The organism is Ureibacillus sp. 179-F W5.1 NHS (assembly GCF_045369345.1).
GTDB classification, from domain to species: Bacteria; Bacillota; Bacilli; order Bacillales_A; family Planococcaceae; genus Ureibacillus; species Ureibacillus halotolerans.
The window spans coordinates 44,011-60,500 of record NZ_JBIQFG010000017.1 but is presented as its reverse complement, the minus strand read 5'-3'; the positions used below and the strand labels follow the sequence as shown (position 1 = coordinate 60,500).

Below are 16,490 nucleotides of genomic sequence, written 5' to 3'. Positions count from 1 at the left end.
AAGTCTAACAAAATTAGGAGATTGCGTGTTTATTTTTTCTGAATTTTATCTGTACCCCAACAAATATTTTAGAGCCTTACTTTTAATGCATGTAAATGAAAAATAATGGCCCTTCTTAAATTAAAGGGTCATTATTTTCCCGTTTTCTATTTACTTAGAATTAGCTGTTTTACTTAGTACCAAATAAACGGTCACCAGCATCTCCTAATCCAGGTACGATGTATCCATGGTCATTTAATTTCTCGTCAAGAGCAGCAATGTAAATATCTACATCTGGGTGCGCTTCTTGAATAGCTTGTACACCTTCTGGAGCAGCAATTAAGCACATAAATTTAATACTTTTAGCTCCACGTGTTTTTAATGAATTAATCGCTTCAACAGCAGAACCACCTGTAGCTAACATTGGGTCAACTATGATAAAGTCACGTTCTTCCACATCCGCAGGAAGTTTTGCATAATACTCAACAGGTTTTAATGTTTCTGGATCACGATAAAGTCCAATATGTCCCACTTTTGCAGCTGGGATTAATTTTAGTATTCCATCAACCATACCAATACCAGCGCGTAGAATTGGGACAATGGCCATTTTTTTACCTGAAAGCACTTTTGTTTTAGCTTTCATTACAGGTGTATCGATTTCAATCTCTTCTAGTGGCATATCTCGAGTAATTTCAAAGGCCATTAAAGTTGCGACTTCATCAACAAGTTCACGGAATTCTTTTGTTCCAGTGTTTTTATCACGGATATACGTTAACTTATGTTGGATTAATGGGTGATCAAATACATAGACTTTACTCAATTGGACTCGCTCCTAACTATTCATATCATTCTTCCATATGATTTTTTCTGTTGTAAAGAAAAATATCACTTAATCTAAACTAGTATATCAAAAAAAGTCGTAACATAAAACTATATGTCGGTCTCATTTATAGTACATTGTTAGTTTTGAAGCTACTTTCCTCTATCTTTTAAAAAAGATGCTATCAAAAATAGAAAAGAGCTAGTGGAAAAACTCACTAGCTCTTTCATACTAAATATTCGTTACTAAATCTTCGTAAATAGGATATTTATCCGTTAGAACTTTTACACGATCTGCTGCTTCTTGTTTTACAGCAGCATCTTCTGGGTTTTTAAGAAGTTTGGCGATGATTAATCCAACCTCTTTCATGTCTTCTTCTAAGAAGCCACGGCTTGTTACAGCAGGTGTACCGATACGAATACCAGAAGTAACAAATGGTTTTTCTTGATCGTAAGGAATTGTATTTTTATTTACAGTAATCCCCACTTCATCTAATACTTTTTCAGCCACTTTACCAGTTAAACCAACTGATTTCACATTCACTAATAATAAATGGTTATCAGTGCCGCCAGAAACAATTTCTAATCCTTCAGCAATTAATGTTTCAGCAAGTACTTTTGCATTCTTTTTAATTTGTTTTGCATACTCTTTAAATTCTGGCTGTAATGCTTCACCAAACGCTACTGCTTTAGCAGCGATTACATGCATTAATGGTCCACCTTGAATTCCAGGGAAAACAGATTTATCGATCTTTTTACCCCATTCTTCAGAAGTTAAAATTAAACCACCACGAGGTCCACGTAACGTTTTATGAGTTGTTGAAGTAACGAAATCTGCATAAGGTACTGGAGATGGGTGTTCACCAGCAGCTACAAGACCAGCGATATGTGCCATATCGACCATGAAATAAGCACCAACTTCATCTGCAATTTCACGGAATTTTTTAAAGTCAATTTCACGAGGGTAAGCAGAAGCACCAGCAACAATTAACTTTGGCTTATGTTCTAAAGCTTTAGCGCGAACATCTTCATAGTCTATTACATTTGTATCTTCTGTTACGCCATATTCTACAAATTTATATTGAATACCAGAGAAATTAACAGGAGAACCATGGGTTAAGTGACCACCATGGGAAAGATTCATACCTAGTACTGTATCCCCTGGTTCAAGAACTGTGAAGTATACTGCCATATTCGCTTGTGCACCGGAGTGGGGTTGAACGTTTGCATATTCAGCACCAAAAATTTGTTTTACACGGTCACGGGCAATGTCTTCCACCACGTCAACGTGTTCACAACCACCGTAGTAACGTTTGCCAGGATAACCTTCCGCATATTTGTTCGTTAAAACAGAACCTTGAGCTTCCATAACCGCTTCAGAAACAATGTTTTCGGATGCGATTAATTCAATGTTTGCTTGTTGACGTTTTTTCTCAGCTAAAATTCCTTCTAGTACTGCTTTATCTTGTGCCGCTACTTTTTCATAAGCCATCGTTATATATCCCCCTAAAGTTCTTTTATTTTTTGAATAAAAAATTATTATAAATGGAGTTTCCTATTATCAGTAATAGATACCAACTGTTAATCTTCCATAGAGTAATGAAAACTCGCTCTTAAACTTTCCTTCTTTTCAAACATTAATGAACTATTAAATTTCATTCGGTAGGTCTTACATAGATAGCCCGTTCTCCACCTATTAACTTTGGACGCGTTTTCGCTATTGTTACTACCGCTTCCCCAATTTTCCGGATGGAAGTTCGAACGGGAATTGCTACTTCTTTTAAATGCATCCCTATAATCGTTTGACCAATATCGATCCCTGCGTGTGCTCGAACATGTTCTACGACAACTGGATTTTCCAATTGAGTATAAGCATAGGCAGACATCGAACCTCCTGCATGTTTTACAGGAATAACGGTTACCGGTTCTAGACCATATTTTAAAGCAGCATCATACTCCATCGTTAACGCGCGATTAATATGTTCACAGCCTTGAAAAACTAAATAAAGCTCGTTTCTTTTAGCAAAATATGCAAACTCCCGATATAGTACTTCTGCTACTTCCATAGCTCCCGATGTTCCAATTTTTGAACCAGCAATTTCAGAAGTTGAACAACCGATAACAAACAATTGATTCTGCTGGAACTGTACTTGTTGTTCTATTTCATCTAGCAATTGGGATAATTGGGACTGTATTTGCTGTAAATCACTCATTGATTAACTACCCTTCAAGCTCGGAAATTTTATCGATTCGTCGAGTATGACGACCACCTTCAAAATCCGTATTTAACCAGGCTTTTACGATTTCTCCCGCTAGCCCAGGACCAATCACTCTCTCACCCATCGCTAAAATATTTGAATCGTTATGGCATCGAGTTGCTTTAGCACTAAATACATCATGAACTAATGCACAACGAATCCCCTTTACTTTGTTTGCAGCAATCGACATTCCAATGCCGGTACCACAAATTAATATTCCTCGATCAAACTTTCCACTTGCAACGCCTTCTGCTACTGGGCGAGCATAATCAGGATAATCAACCGAATCATTAGATTTTGGACCAAAATCTTCATAACTAATTTGAAGTTCGTCTAATAGTGACATAATTTCTTTGCGTAAGTTATTTCCACCGTGGTCTGAAGAAATTGCAATTTTCACTATGTTCCCTCCTACGTGTTATTGTCATCAACAGTGTACCACTTATTCCGAAAGATTAACATGGATTTTGAAAACTTTCCTTTAATCCTTTTTATAAAATACGAATAATTCATCAACATATATAAATAACGTTCATATTTTGACGTGAAATAGACTACATTCTATTAAAATCATTCGTGTATCGGATATAAGATGTTTCATTATTCTGATTTCTATTACAAATGACTACTGGTGTGTTCCTTAAATATGAATAAATGCCACCATCCTAAAGCAATACAATTTCCTTAGAATGATGGCACACTTATGTAATTTTATATTGGTTCTTTGTTAACTAGATAACGATTCTACGCCATTTCATTTTCCGAAATCTTTATAATCAATTCATCAATAAGCTGATTTAATTCTAAATACGTTTGTCTATATGTTCCGATATCACCGCCAAAAGGATCTGATACATCTTTCGAACCATATGGTTTCACATACTCTTTTAAAGTAAAAGTTTTGTTTTGAGCATTTGGAAATGTATGAAGAATCATATTTTTATGGGCCCCAGTCATAGTTAAAATCAAATCAGCCCATTCAATATCCTGTGGCTTCACTTGGGATGTCATATGCTCAAAATCGATTTGATCATGTTGAAGGACAGCTTTTGCATTCTCGGAAATTCCCCCACCTTCAAGGGCGTAAATGCCAGCAGATTTAACTTGTACACCATCCACATTTTTACTTTTCAATATAGCCTCAGCCATAGGACTTCTACAAGTATTACCAGTACAAATGAAATAAATATTCATGATGTCCACTCTTTCTTTATTATAGATACTCAATGCTATTAAAAAACGTATAGATACTTATGACAATTAACGATAATCCCGCAATCCACTTTAATGAATCCCCTTTTATAGAAAAGCGGCTTCTTGCGATCTGCAGAGAAATGTAAGACAATACAAAAGTCCATATTCCCGCACTAAAAATAAATAAAAATTTTTGTAAGTTTAGCATACCAAAAGAAATGCTGACTGAAAAGGTATCTAAACTGGCCGTAATAGCTAATATCGATATTGGTATTGCCATGATTTGTCGATTTTTTGTTGAAAGGATTAATTGGAGTCCAATGGAAAATAATAAAATACTTGAAATTAAATTAGACCATTGTAATAGGATATGTACCATCCATCTACCAAGAGTAAAACCGATAATTGGGAAAATCATATGTAATATAGCCGTCCATAAAGAAAGAATAAAACGTTGTTTTACACTAGGAAGAAGTAAATAAAGTGCGACTACATCCAATGCCACAATAAGTCCCGTAAGTATTTCCTGCAAAATAGTCCTCTTTCCTTTATAATATTTCTACTATCTTATGCCTTATCATCATCCAATATCATCGTTTCTTGTCCACCTTTTATAAATTAAAAAGGGTTCACTTTTTTAAGCAAACCCTCTTTAAATACTATTCTCTATTTTTATACCATTTGTTTCCTGCAGCTTTTTCTAATCGGTTCATAATTGCTGCACCGACACCTTCAGTCGTAGTCGTTGTAGCCAAAATGATCGTTGCCTCTGTCTTATCACATGCTCTTAAATCGTCATATAATTTTGCGCTCATTTGTTCTTTATTCCCTTCATTACCATAAGGGAAAAAATAATCTGCCTTTATATCTTGATAAGATGAAGGGGCTAGAAGGGCTACTTTATGTCCCTCTTTTTTTAATTGTCTTATTGCTAATTCAATTTCTTTTTTATTATGTTCGATTAAATATACTGGGGCATTAGGTGCATAATGGGTATATTTCATTCCAGGTGCCTTTGGCGTCGAATCGAGTATTTGTTGATTTTTTGTTGGCAGAATGACTGTTCCAATCACTTGTTCTAACATTTCTTTCGTTACTCCGCCTGGTCGAAGGATGACTGGTGGAGTAACGGTTACATCAAGTACTGTCGATTCAATGCCTATTCCTGTAGCTCCACCATCTAAAATAAGAGGTATACGACCTTGTAAATCTTCTTCCACATGGACAGCTTTTGTAGGACTTGGCTTACCACTACGATTTGCACTTGGAGCCGCTACCGGTTTTTGTAACTTTCTCAATAACCGCAAAGCGACTTCATGGTTCGGCATCCGTAATCCAACCGTTGATAATCCAGCTGTAACACTAGGTGCTAGTAACCCTTTTTTCGCCTTCATAATAATTGTCAATGGACCGGGCCAAAAACAATCCATCAATTTCTTGGCGTTATCAGGAATTTCTTCTATATAGTTTGAAACTTCTTCAATTGTTCCAATATGTACAATTAAGGGGTTATCTGAAGGACGGCCTTTTGCTTCAAATATTTTTTTCACAGCCGAATCGTTTGTTGCCACAGCACCAAGACCATATACAGTCTCTGTCGGAAAGGCGACAACTTCCCCTTGATTTAATAAATCGATTGCTTGTGAATAACTTTGTTCATTTGCTTCATTATTATTCACAAGCATTTTGAGCGTTTCCATCATTGTCCCTCCTATCTTATTTCGAAATTTTCTAACAGTTTATACACACTTTGTGGATAATACTGTAAAAGGTGTGCATAAGTAAGCTAGCCATTAACTAACTGAACAATTTTTTGATCCATTCCCAAACAATAAATGTGACTTTAGTTTTTTCTTCATTATCTTCCTTCTCATCACTATCTTTTTGTTCCACTTTTTCTTTTTCATCTTCTTTGTCAGTCGGACGCTCACATATATTCGGGAAAATACTACACCACCAGTTATCCCCTCGACCTTCACCAATAGTTAATACAAGCGATTGGTAATATGATTGTGGATAAAACGTATTATGTTGTAGTTTTGGTGGCATTAAATTGTCACCAATGTTAATTTTCACATTTGCATCTGCATAGTTTTTTTCTAAATAAGTAGCTAATTCTGTATATATTTCATCACTATCTTTATTCGCTAGTTCATTATTTTGAATTTGTGTGAAAAACGGTGTTAAATTTTCCACCATTTCACGTTTAAATTGTTGATCTTCCTTTGTATTACTATTTGCCACAACGCGAATTTTTAAACTATCTTCAACCAAATTATTTCTAGCTTCATAGACTTTATCAAACATATCTGGTAGTAAAATGATTGAACACAAAATAGCAATTGAACACGCAAGTAATTTTAATAGACTTAAAACTTTATCAAATTTATTTTCTTTTTGAACTCTTGTAATCTCGTAATCGTTTAACATAATTAATTCCCTCCCTGACATCATAATTGTCAGGAAGAGAACTTTTTATACATTTATTTCACAAAAAACCATTCTATTTTTTTGATTAATATCTTTAACGATTTCTACTTTAGATTCAGGAAAGCTAGTTTTAAAGAATTTCGCGACCGCTTCACCTTGTAAATGGCCGATTTCTACACCAATTAAAGCAGGTTGATTTAAAAGGTTCGGTAATTGCTCTGAAAGTTTTCGATACAAGATTAACCCATCTTCTTCTGCAAAAAGTGCGTTATGAGGTTCATGATCCAATACGATTTCGGACATTTCTTTCGCTTCATCAAAAGCAATATAAGGAGGATTGGATAAAATAACATCCCATTTTTCCTGTGCAATCGGTTTTGTCAAATCCCCTAGACGGAACTCAACTTCGGTCTGTAAATGGTTGGCATTTTTCTTCGCCGTTTCAATTGCCTTTTCAGAAATATCCGTCGCAACTACTTGCGCTTCTGGCCATTCCTTTTTCATCGTTATAGCAATGGCACCACTTCCAGTTCCTATATCACAAATCTTTACAAAGGAATGTTCTCCAAACAATTTTTTCATACGCTCCAACGCCCCGACAATTAACTCCTCTGTTTCAGGACGAGGGATTAATACCGATTCATCAACTTTGAACTTTCTCCCGAAAAACTCTTCCGTTCCTATAATGTATTGAACTGGCCTACCTTTGGCATGTTCTTCTACATATTTTTGAAATTCCATTAATTTTTCATCACTGATCTTATCGTGCATTCGCATCATTAATCCGGAATAATTCGTTTCGTAAACATGTTGCATTAAAAGTCTTGCAGCATTTTCGTCACGACCATTTTCAACTAAAAAAGAAGAAGCCCCATGGAGGGCCTCAAAAATTGTTTTATGCTTCATCATTTAAATGGGCAAGTTTCGCTGCTTGCTCTTCCAGCATTAATGCATCAATAATTTCATCCAACTTGCCTTCCATAATTATATCCAGCTTTTGAAGAGTTAAGCCGATACGATGGTCAGTGACACGATTTTGTGGATAGTTGTATGTGCGAATACGCTCGGAGCGATCTCCTGTACCAACTGCAGATTTACGAGTTGCATCGATTTCCTTTTGTGCTTCTTGCATATACATATCGGCAACACGAGCTCGAAGGATTTTCATCGCTTTTTCACGGTTTTTAATTTGGGAACGTTCATCTTGCATCGATACGACAACACCCGTTGGTATATGGGTCATACGCACGGCTGACATTGTCGTATTAACAGATTGACCACCTGCACCTGAAGAGGCAAATGTATCAACGCGAATATCTTTTTCATGAATTTCGACATCCACTTCTTCTACTTCTGGCAAACATGCAACAGTCGCTGTAGAAGTATGGATACGACCTTGTGATTCTGTAGCAGGAACCCGTTGTACGCGGTGCGCCCCGTTTTCATATTTAAATTTCGAATAAGCACCTTGCCCGTTGATCATAAAGATAACCTCTTTATAACCGCCCATTGGGTTAGGTGTAGCTTCCATAATATCAATTTTCCATCCTTGTGTTTCTGCGTAACGGGAATACATGCGGAATAAATCTCCTGCGAAAATATTCGCTTCATCTCCACCCGCAGCTCCGCGAATTTCCATAATAACGTTTTTATCGTCGTTTGGATCCTTTGGAATTAGAAGAATTTTTAAGCGCTCTTCCAATACAGGAATTCGTGCATTTAATTCGTTAAATTCTTCTTTTACCATTTCATGCATTTCAGGATCTTTTTCATTGTCTAGCATTTCTTTCGTATCTGCCAATTGTTGTTTTACATCTTTATATTCTCGATATACTTCTACCATTTCTTGAATATCTGACTGTTCCTTAGAATATTCGCGAAGTTTTTTACTATCGCTTACAACATCAGGATCACTTAATAATTCATTTAATCTTTCATATCGGTCTTCAACCGCTTGTAATCGATCAAACATGATTTCACCTCTAATTTAATTTCATATATGGTTAAATTCCGTCATACCCCGATTATTTCAGGTGTATACCATTTATGAGTGTCTAATCTACATATATCGTTATATTTTATCCTTATTAAGTATAAAGAAATTGTGTCTTTATCGCTACATTTATGCGAGATCTAATTGAATTGTTCCTTATAGCGGAGGATTCACATGACATTTCCGGCAAACGGGATAATATGTATCATTACCACCAATATGAATTTGCTCTCCTGTATAAACCGGTTTATTATTTTCATCAACCCGCAAATTCATTGTTGCCTTTTTATGACAAAACCAACAAATAGTTTTCATTTCTTCAATTTTATCGGCGTAAATCAACATATATCGGCTACCTTCAAACAGCTCGTTTTGGAAGTCATTTTTCAATCCGAATCCCATGACTGGGATATTTAAAATGTCGACGATTTTTGTTAATTGTAAGACGTGTTCCTTTGTTAAAAATTGCACTTCATCTACTAATACGCAATAAAGTTTCTCCGAATAATTTTTTACATATTCAAATAAATTTGTATCCTCAAACACTGGAATTGCTTGGCGTCTCAATCCAATTCGGCTAGACACATACCCTACTTCATCCCTCGTATCAATTCCAGAAGTAAAAATTAATACTGGCTTATTTTGTTCTTCATAGTTATGTGCAACTTTTAGAATTTCAATAGATTTCCCACTATTCATCGCACCATGTTTAAAAAATAATTGCGCCATACCAATAAACCTCTTTCTAAGTTGTGTTCTGTTAACTTTTGAAGTGCTACTTAGTCGAATATTTTTACTTAAACAATGAAAAAGCCCTGAGATGAACTCCCAAGGCGTTCTATTTGATAGATCCTCTAACATCATCCATGAACTTGCTTTACCCTTCATAGTATATCTTATCTTATAGTTCTTCTACAATTATTCCATGAAAGTCAGACAATTTATTTTTATGTATCAGACAAGCTTTACTATAAAAAATGCCTGCAAGCTGAGCTTGGCAGGCATTTAAAAATTTCTTATTTAAGACCGTATTTTTTGTTGAAACGATCCACACGTCCGTCAGCAGACGCGAATTTTTGACGACCAGTATAGAATGGGTGACATTCGCTACAGAATTCTACAGTAATTTTTTCTTTTACTGAACCTGTTTCGAAAGTATTACCGCAAGAGCAAGTTACTGTTGCAGTTTTGTAATCTGGATGAATTCCTTGTTTCATATTCGTTTCTCCTCTCGCCCTGAACCATCTGGAACAGAGTTATTATTCGAACTGTGCCTTACATAACCCGAATATGCCAGTTAAGTATGCACACGTTACATACTTAAAAGATTATAGCAAGAAATAAATTCGTTCGCAAGAAAAAGATGAAAAAGTAATAAAACCAAAAAATGGAAATCCTTTATAGAAAAATATCCTATTTTATATTAATCCTTTTCCTTTTGTCGCTTTTTTCATATCGTTATTAAGTTTTTCAAAAAATTCTTCGTTAGTTTTAGACGTTCGAAGTTTTTTCAAGAAGCGTTCTGCGAAGTCGGGAGCATCTGAAAACGTTTTACGAATAGCCCATAGTTTTTCTAGTTGATTTTCTGGAATTAATAATTCTTCTTTACGTGTTCCAGAACGACGAATATCAAGGGCTGGGAATACACGGCGTTCAGCTAATTGACGATCAAGGTGCAGTTCTAAGTTCCCTGTTCCTTTAAACTCCTCGTAAATAACTTCATCCATACGTGACCCTGTATCGACTAATGCAGTCGCTAAAATAGTTAAACTTCCACCTTCTTCTATATTTCGGGCGGAACCGAAAAATCTTTTAGGTCGGTGGAACGCTGCCGGATCAATACCACCAGACAATGTTCGTCCACTTGGTGGAATAACTAAATTATATGCTCGAGCTAAACGGGTAATGGAATCCATTAAAATAATAACATCCCGTTTATGTTCTACTAAGCGGCGGGCACGTTCTAAAACAAGCTCCGCAACTTTCACGTGATTTTCAGGTACTTCGTCAAAGGTAGAGCTTACAACATCCGCTTTTACAGAACGTTCAATATCCGTTACTTCTTCAGGACGTTCATCAATTAAAAGAACGATTAATTCTGCTTCCGGATAATTTGTTGTAATCGCATTGGCGATTTCCTTTAAAAGAGATGTTTTCCCAGCTTTCGGAGGCGCCACAATTAAACCCCTTTGGCCAAAACCAACTGGTGCTACTAAATCCATAATCCGTGTAGATAATTTATTAGGTTCTGTTTCTAATTTAATTTGTCTATCTGGATAAAGAGGAGTTAGTGCCGGGAAGTGAACCCGTTCTTTAGCGATTTCAGGATCTTCTCCGTTTACCGCATCGACTTGTAACAGTCCGAAGTAACGTTCATTTTCCTTTGGAGGACGTACTTTTCCGGAAACCTTGTCCCCATTTCGTAGGTCAAAGCGTCGGATTTGAGAAGCTGAAATATAAATATCCTCTTTCGAAGGAGAATAATTAATTGGTCGTAAAAAACCAAATCCTTCCTGGTTAACTATTTCAAGTACACCTTCCATAAAGAAGTATCCTTCTTGTTCAGAACGAGACTTTAAAATAGCAAAGATTAATTCTTTTTTTGTTAATTTACTATAATATGAAATCTTGTAATCACGTGCAAGAGCATACAACTCTTTTAACGTCATATTTTCCAATTGAGCTATTGTATGAGCAGACATAGCATATCTCCAGTCTTTTAAAGTTTTATCTTTTTGGTTATTGGAAGTGTTATTGCCGTAGGATTCATTAGTATGAAAGAATAGTAGAAAAGATGCCTGATGTGGAGAACGTTTGCGGATAAAATTTAAAGTGGTTATCCATAAAATATCCGAAAGTATAAAGTTTTAATCAGGCATCTAAAGGATTGAAGTTTATTTTACATATCTAGGTTTTTTGTTAAGATGGTGTCGACCTTCAACAAAACGTACTGTTCCTGTTTTAGCACGCATTACTAAAGAGTTCGTTAAGCAATAAGAACCTTTATATTGAACGCCTTTTAAAAGCTCGCTATCTGTAACAGCAGTTGCTGCGAAAATAGCGTCGTCACCTTTCACCAAATCTTCTAAGTATAATACTTGATCTAAATCAATACCCATTTTTTCACATCGTTCACGTTGAGCATCATCTTCTGGAACTAATTTCGCTTGGAAATCTCCACCTAAACATTTTAGTGCAACAGCTGAAATAACACCTTCTGGAGCCCCACCAGTACCGAACATAATATCAATACCCGTTTCATCGAATGCTGTATTAATCGCTGCGCTTACGTCACCATCTTGTATGAATTTAATGCGTGCACCTGCTGCACGAATTTCGTCTACAATTTTTTGATGTCTTGGGCGATCAAGTAAAACAGCAACTATGTCGGAAATATCTTTGTTTTTCGCTTTTGCAACCGCTTGTAAATTTTCAGTTACCGATGCGTTTATGTTCACTTTACCAGCTGCTTCAGGGCCAACTGCCAACTTTTCCATGTACATATCAGGAGCATTCAATAAATTTCCGCGATCTGCAATGGCAAGCACAGTCATTGCTCCATTTGTACCCTTTGCAACAATATTTGTTCCTTCAAGAGGGTCAACAGCAATATCCACTTGTGGACCGCCATTGCGTAGGCCAAGTTCTTCACCAATATATAACATCGGTGCTTCATCCATTTCGCCTTCCCCAATTACAACGGTACCATGCATAGGGATTGTATCAAATAATGCACGCATAGCTGTAGTTGCTGCATCATCTGCTTCCTCTTTTAAACCAAGTCCCATCCATTTTGCAGATGCAATTGCTGCTGCTTCTGTTACGCGTACAACTTCCATCGTTAAACTACGTTCCATTCTTCATTTGCCTCCTGTATTCGGCAGGTTTTACCGAAACTAAATGTTTCATCTATTGTATCATATTTATTTTTTTCATTTTAGACTATTTATATCTATTATTTTGCTCTTTTAACACTACTTACTTCAATCGTTTCCCGTCGAATATCAGCACCAAGTGCACATAATTTTTCTATTAATGAACTATATCCACGCTCAATATGATAAATATCTTGAATTTCTGTTTCACCATCTGCTATTAATCCGGCTAAAACAAGGGCCGCTCCAGCTCGCAAATCAGTAGCAGTTACTTTAGAGCCATGAAGTTTCGTTGGGCCTTGAATAATGGCACTATTCCCTTCTACTCTTGCATTTGCATTCATTCGACGCAATTCATCTATATGCTTAAAACGGGCAGTATAAATCGTGTCTGTAACCTTTGATGCTCCTACTGCTTGTGTCATTAAAACAGATAACGGTTGTTGCACGTCCGTAGGGAAACCAGGATAAACAAGTGTTTTTACATCGACTGCTTGGAGTACATCTGTTCTTGGGATAAAAACACTTTCCTCTCCCTCTTCAATTTTAACACCCATCTCCCGTAGTTTTGCTGTAACAGCTTCTAAATGGAGAGGAATAATATTATCAATTGTTACACCATCACCAATTGCTGCCGCCATTATCATAAATGTTGAAGCTTCAATACGGTCAGGAATAATTGTATGTTTAGTACCATGAAGTTCTTCTACTCCATCAATACGAATGACACTCGTTCCTGCTCCTTTAATATTTGCTCCCATATTCGTTAAAAGTGTGGCAACATCAATAATTTCCGGCTCTTTTGCAGCATTCTCAATGATTGTACGACCTTTTGCGCGTACTGCCGCTAACATAATATTTATCGTAGCACCTACACTTGCAACGTCCAAGTATATTTTCGCACCAATTAACTCATCAGCGCGTAAGTATATAGCTCCATGTTCATTCGTCACTTTAGCACCAAGGGCTTCAAACCCTTTAATATGTTGATCGATAGGACGCGGACCTAAGAAACAACCGCCTGGTAAACCAATGACCGCTTTCTTAAAACGTCCTAACATAGCTCCCATTAAATAGTAGGAAGCACGAAGTTTCTTTACATTTCCGTTTGGTAAAGGAATTGCAAGCATATTCGTAGGATCGATAATCATCTGTCCATCTTTAAAAGAAACTTCGCCACCAATTTCCTCCAGCAATGCTTTTAACGTCCAAGCATCTGAAATCTCTGGAATGCCACCAATTGTTACCGAAGAATTAGCTAAGATGGAAGCGGGGATTAATGCAACTGCGCTATTTTTTGCACCACTTACTTTTAATGTTCCTTTAAGGCGATTTCCGCCATTGATTTTATAAACATCCATATCCGTTCTCCCTTATGATTGGAAAGTTTCACTTATTACTGTTCTTTAAGCTAGCCATATCGCTCACTTTCTATCAAATGTGTGCCTTGACTATTCCACATAAACTTCTCGAGTTAGCTCGAACAATTTCTTAATTAACAGTGTGTTTTCGCCAGTGGCTTTCACTTCATACAGGTGGATATTAAAACCTTTTTATTGAACAGTGCATTAGGTTTACCTTTTATCGATCGTTCTGTATGAAGTAAAAAAAGGTAATTAATTTATATTTTTGTTGTTACTGTTTATTATTTACCTTTTTCACAATTTAAAGCTTAAAATTTTATGAACAATAAAGATTTTTTTATATTCTCTATATAATATTTTATTTTTGAATAATGTTGAATGTTGAAATGGAAACTCGATTATTCTGAATTAAAGTAATAAATGGCTCTTATTTGTTTTTACGTTTTTCCCAGTCCGCTAAAAATCCTTCAATCCCTTTATCAGTTAATGGATGATGGAATAATTGTTTTAAAACTTTAAATGGTGTTGTAGCAATATCAGCTCCTGCTAAAGCTACATCTGTAATATGTTGAGGGTGACGGATAGAAGCTGCAATAATTTCCGTTTCAATGCCGTGAATTGCAAACATATCTGAAATTGTTGCAATTAACTCTGTACCACTTTGACCAATGTCATCTAAACGTCCAACAAAAGGAGATACATAAGTTGCACCGGCACGGGCAGCCATTAATGCTTGGTTCGCACTAAAAATTAACGTCACATTAGTTTTAATACCTTTTTCAGAGAAAAATTTACAAGCTTTTAGACCTTCTGGTGTCATCGGTAATTTAACAGTGATGTTTGGTGCAATCGCTGCTAATTCTAAACCTTCTTTAATCATCCCTTCAGCATCTAGAGAAATTACTTCACCACTTACAGAACCATCAACTAGTTCAGCAATTTCACGAAGACGATCGTGGAAAGAAACATTTTCTTCTTTTGCTACCAATGATGGGTTTGTTGTAACACCCGATAAAATCCCCCAAGAATGGGCTTCCTTAATTTCTTCAAAGTTTGCTGTATCGATAAAAAATTTCATTATCTATATCCTCCTGTTTTCCATTTGTAAAGTGTCAATCAAAAATTAAGAGAAGGTCGATTGATTCCAATCCGACACTTCTCCTGCAAATCACTATATCAATTACGCCTCGGCACAATTGCGTCCGGATTTAAATTGTGCTTGTACAGTTAACTTTATGAAAAATCCGGTGCACGTTCCGGAAGTTCGTATTTCATCCAATCAAGGGATTTCCCATTTCCAAAACGGTAGGAAAATTTTCAATTGAATGAAAGTAAAGATAAAAAAGCATATATTCTATTGTTTATCCTATAGTAAACATTTTTAGTAATAATTAAAACCATTGGGCTTTTATTTTAAAAATTATTTTCCCCTTAAATGATTATTGAAACATCTATTCTATAACAGTAAGTTAGAATTACTTATGCCTTTTGAGAACTACCGAATTCACGCATTTTTCCAATAACCGTTTCTTTAATTGCTTCACGTGCTGGTCCTAAATATTTACGTGGATCATACACTTTTTTATCGTTTTCAAAAATTTCACGGATAACTTTCGTTGCAGCAATTTGATTTTCAGTGTTCACGTTTATTTTAGCCGTTCCTAACGAAATTGAACGTTGAATATCTTTAGTTGGAATACCAGTTCCACCATGTAAAACAAGTGGTAATCCTGTTAAATTAGAAATCTCTTCCATTTCTTTAAATCCTAAATTTGGTTCACCTTGATATGGACCATGAACTGAACCAAGAGCAGGTGCTAAGCAATCGATGTTTGTTTGTTCAACAAGTTGTTTACATTCCTGAGGATCAGCATATATAATACCTGCACCAATAACATCATCTTCTTGTCCGCCAACAGTACCAAGTTCAGCTTCAACAGATACTCCTTTTGAATGTGCATATTCTACAACTTCTGTTGTAATTTTTACATTTTCTTCAAACGGATGATGGGAAGCATCAATCATTACAGATGTAAAACCAGCATCAACAGCTTCTTTACATTTAGCAAAACTTGAACCATGATCTAAATGGATAGCAACAGGAACAGAAATTTTATAACTTTCCATTAATCCTTTAACCATATTTACAACTGCAATAAATCCGCCCATATATTTTCCAGCGCCTTCAGAAACACCAAGGATGACTGGAGATTTTTCTTCTTCAGCAGCAAGTAAAATCGCTTGTGTGAATTCAAGGTTATTAATATTAAATTGCCCTACAGCATATCCTTCTTCTTTCGCCTTAATTAACATTTCTTTCATTGATACTAATGGCATTACGAAAATCCTCCTCGGACAGATATAAAATTTAATAAGTTAAATATTCCAGTCTAATCATAGCAAAAACGATGTAGTCTCTCAAGTGAGACTACATCGTTTTCTGCGCCGAAAGCTTGCGTCAGGCGCAAAACACTTAATTTGAACTAATTTATTGATAAGTACTTGCTGTTTCTCTTTTTCATCCATCTCTCAAGTGCTAGGAGATGCTACCCTTTTCTGCGGCGAAAGCTTGAGACAG

General features: G+C 36.0%; 17 protein-coding genes. All 17 read right to left on the bottom strand.

The features are described from left to right. Nucleotides 1-169: 169 nt before the first annotated feature. The 17 genes from upp to ACH0B5_RS09575 all read right to left on the bottom strand — a co-directional run bounded on the left by upp (nucleotide 170) and on the right by ACH0B5_RS09575 (nucleotide 16,249). A complete protein-coding gene (upp, locus tag ACH0B5_RS09655; protein WP_122971465.1) occupies nucleotides 170-799 on the bottom strand; it encodes a uracil phosphoribosyltransferase in 630 nt (209 codons plus the stop codon). A gap of 231 nt (nucleotides 800-1,030) precedes the next feature. Continuing rightward, nucleotides 1,031-2,290: a serine hydroxymethyltransferase gene (gene glyA, locus ACH0B5_RS09650; RefSeq protein ID WP_341361788.1), complete on the bottom strand. Its 1,260-nt coding sequence runs from the start codon at nucleotides 2,288-2,290 to the stop codon at nucleotides 1,031-1,033. Nucleotides 2,291-2,453: 163 nt separating this feature from the next. Then, nucleotides 2,454-3,011, bottom strand: a complete 558-nt coding sequence (locus tag ACH0B5_RS09645; RefSeq protein ID WP_122971463.1) for a TIGR01440 family protein — start codon at nucleotides 3,009-3,011, stop codon at nucleotides 2,454-2,456. A gap of 7 nt (nucleotides 3,012-3,018) precedes the next feature. Continuing rightward, nucleotides 3,019-3,456 carry a ribose 5-phosphate isomerase B gene (rpiB, locus tag ACH0B5_RS09640; RefSeq protein WP_122971462.1) on the bottom strand — a complete coding sequence of 146 codons (438 nt, stop codon included), beginning with the start codon at nucleotides 3,454-3,456 and terminating at the stop codon, nucleotides 3,019-3,021. A gap of 344 nt (nucleotides 3,457-3,800) precedes the next feature. Next, nucleotides 3,801-4,250 carry a low molecular weight protein arginine phosphatase gene (locus ACH0B5_RS09635; RefSeq protein WP_122971461.1) on the bottom strand — a complete coding sequence of 150 codons (450 nt, stop codon included), beginning with the start codon at nucleotides 4,248-4,250 and terminating at the stop codon, nucleotides 3,801-3,803. 19 nt (nucleotides 4,251-4,269) lie between these two features. Further along, entirely contained in the window at nucleotides 4,270-4,782 is a 513-nt protein-coding gene (locus ACH0B5_RS09630; protein ID WP_122971460.1) for a manganese efflux pump MntP, read from the bottom strand. A gap of 127 nt (nucleotides 4,783-4,909) precedes the next feature. Beyond that, a complete protein-coding gene (locus tag ACH0B5_RS09625) occupies nucleotides 4,910-5,950 on the bottom strand; it encodes an L-threonylcarbamoyladenylate synthase (RefSeq protein ID WP_406927769.1) in 1,041 nt (346 codons plus the stop codon). Nucleotides 5,951-6,047: 97 nt separating this feature from the next. Then, nucleotides 6,048-6,680 carry a stage II sporulation protein R gene (locus ACH0B5_RS09620; RefSeq protein ID WP_341361786.1) on the bottom strand — a complete coding sequence of 211 codons (633 nt, stop codon included), beginning with the start codon at nucleotides 6,678-6,680 and terminating at the stop codon, nucleotides 6,048-6,050. Between the two features lie 45 nt (nucleotides 6,681-6,725). Next, nucleotides 6,726-7,589 (bottom strand): peptide chain release factor N(5)-glutamine methyltransferase, encoded by an 864-nt coding sequence (gene prmC / locus ACH0B5_RS09615; protein ID WP_341361785.1) that lies wholly within the window; start codon nucleotides 7,587-7,589, stop codon nucleotides 6,726-6,728. After that, on the bottom strand, nucleotides 7,576-8,652 hold the full coding sequence (prfA, locus tag ACH0B5_RS09610; protein WP_122971456.1) for a peptide chain release factor 1: 1,077 nt from the start codon (nucleotides 8,650-8,652) through the stop codon (nucleotides 7,576-7,578). The genes prmC and prfA overlap by 14 nt, the downstream gene beginning before the upstream one ends. 177 nt (nucleotides 8,653-8,829) lie before the next feature. Then, a complete protein-coding gene (locus ACH0B5_RS09605; RefSeq protein WP_122971455.1) occupies nucleotides 8,830-9,402 on the bottom strand; it encodes a thymidine kinase in 573 nt (190 codons plus the stop codon). A gap of 287 nt (nucleotides 9,403-9,689) precedes the next feature. Beyond that, nucleotides 9,690-9,890: a 50S ribosomal protein L31 gene (gene rpmE, locus ACH0B5_RS09600; RefSeq protein ID WP_122971454.1), complete on the bottom strand. Its 201-nt coding sequence runs from the start codon at nucleotides 9,888-9,890 to the stop codon at nucleotides 9,690-9,692. A gap of 201 nt (nucleotides 9,891-10,091) precedes the next feature. After that, nucleotides 10,092-11,375: a transcription termination factor Rho gene (rho, locus tag ACH0B5_RS09595; protein WP_122971453.1), complete on the bottom strand. Its 1,284-nt coding sequence runs from the start codon at nucleotides 11,373-11,375 to the stop codon at nucleotides 10,092-10,094. Nucleotides 11,376-11,567: 192 nt separating this feature from the next. Next, nucleotides 11,568-12,530 (bottom strand): class II fructose-bisphosphatase, encoded by a 963-nt coding sequence (glpX, locus tag ACH0B5_RS09590; RefSeq protein WP_341361784.1) that lies wholly within the window; start codon nucleotides 12,528-12,530, stop codon nucleotides 11,568-11,570. Between the two features lie 98 nt (nucleotides 12,531-12,628). Next, the gene (locus ACH0B5_RS09585; RefSeq protein ID WP_122971451.1) at nucleotides 12,629-13,909 is read right to left on the bottom strand and encodes a UDP-N-acetylglucosamine 1-carboxyvinyltransferase; all 1,281 of its coding nucleotides are present in this window, start codon (nucleotides 13,907-13,909) and stop codon (nucleotides 12,629-12,631) included. Nucleotides 13,910-14,339: 430 nt separating this feature from the next. After that, on the bottom strand, nucleotides 14,340-14,990 hold the full coding sequence (fsa, locus tag ACH0B5_RS09580) for a fructose-6-phosphate aldolase (RefSeq protein WP_122971450.1): 651 nt from the start codon (nucleotides 14,988-14,990) through the stop codon (nucleotides 14,340-14,342). Nucleotides 14,991-15,391: 401 nt separating this feature from the next. Then, nucleotides 15,392-16,249 (bottom strand): class II fructose-bisphosphate aldolase, encoded by an 858-nt coding sequence (locus ACH0B5_RS09575; protein ID WP_122971449.1) that lies wholly within the window; start codon nucleotides 16,247-16,249, stop codon nucleotides 15,392-15,394. Nucleotides 16,250-16,490 lie beyond the last annotated feature (241 nt).

Coding starts and splice junctions, on each gene's coding strand:
- glyA (WP_341361788.1), bottom strand. CDS start 2,290: ATGGCTTATGAAAAAGTAGCGGCACAAGATAAAGCAGTACTAGAAGGA.
- ACH0B5_RS09645 (WP_122971463.1), bottom strand. CDS start 3,011: ATGAGTGATTTACAGCAAATACAGTCCCAATTATCCCAATTGCTAGAT.
- ACH0B5_RS09635 (WP_122971461.1), bottom strand. CDS start 4,250: ATGAATATTTATTTCATTTGTACTGGTAATACTTGTAGAAGTCCTATG.
- ACH0B5_RS09625 (WP_406927769.1), bottom strand. CDS start 5,950: ATGGAAACGCTCAAAATGCTTGTGAATAATAATGAAGCAAATGAACAA.
- ACH0B5_RS09620 (WP_341361786.1), bottom strand. CDS start 6,680: ATGTTAAACGATTACGAGATTACAAGAGTTCAAAAAGAAAATAAATTT.
- prmC (WP_341361785.1), bottom strand. CDS start 7,589: ATGATGAAGCATAAAACAATTTTTGAGGCCCTCCATGGGGCTTCTTCT.
- prfA (WP_122971456.1), bottom strand. CDS start 8,652: ATGTTTGATCGATTACAAGCGGTTGAAGACCGATATGAAAGATTAAAT.
- ACH0B5_RS09605 (WP_122971455.1), bottom strand. CDS start 9,402: ATGGCGCAATTATTTTTTAAACATGGTGCGATGAATAGTGGGAAATCT.
- rpmE (WP_122971454.1), bottom strand. CDS start 9,890: ATGAAACAAGGAATTCATCCAGATTACAAAACTGCAACAGTAACTTGC.
- rho (WP_122971453.1), bottom strand. CDS start 11,375: ATGTCTGCTCATACAATAGCTCAATTGGAAAATATGACGTTAAAAGAG.
- glpX (WP_341361784.1), bottom strand. CDS start 12,530: ATGGAACGTAGTTTAACGATGGAAGTTGTACGCGTAACAGAAGCAGCA.
- ACH0B5_RS09585 (WP_122971451.1), bottom strand. CDS start 13,909: ATGGATGTTTATAAAATCAATGGCGGAAATCGCCTTAAAGGAACATTA.
- fsa (WP_122971450.1), bottom strand. CDS start 14,990: ATGAAATTTTTTATCGATACAGCAAACTTTGAAGAAATTAAGGAAGCC.
- ACH0B5_RS09575 (WP_122971449.1), bottom strand. CDS start 16,249: ATGCCATTAGTATCAATGAAAGAAATGTTAATTAAGGCGAAAGAAGAA.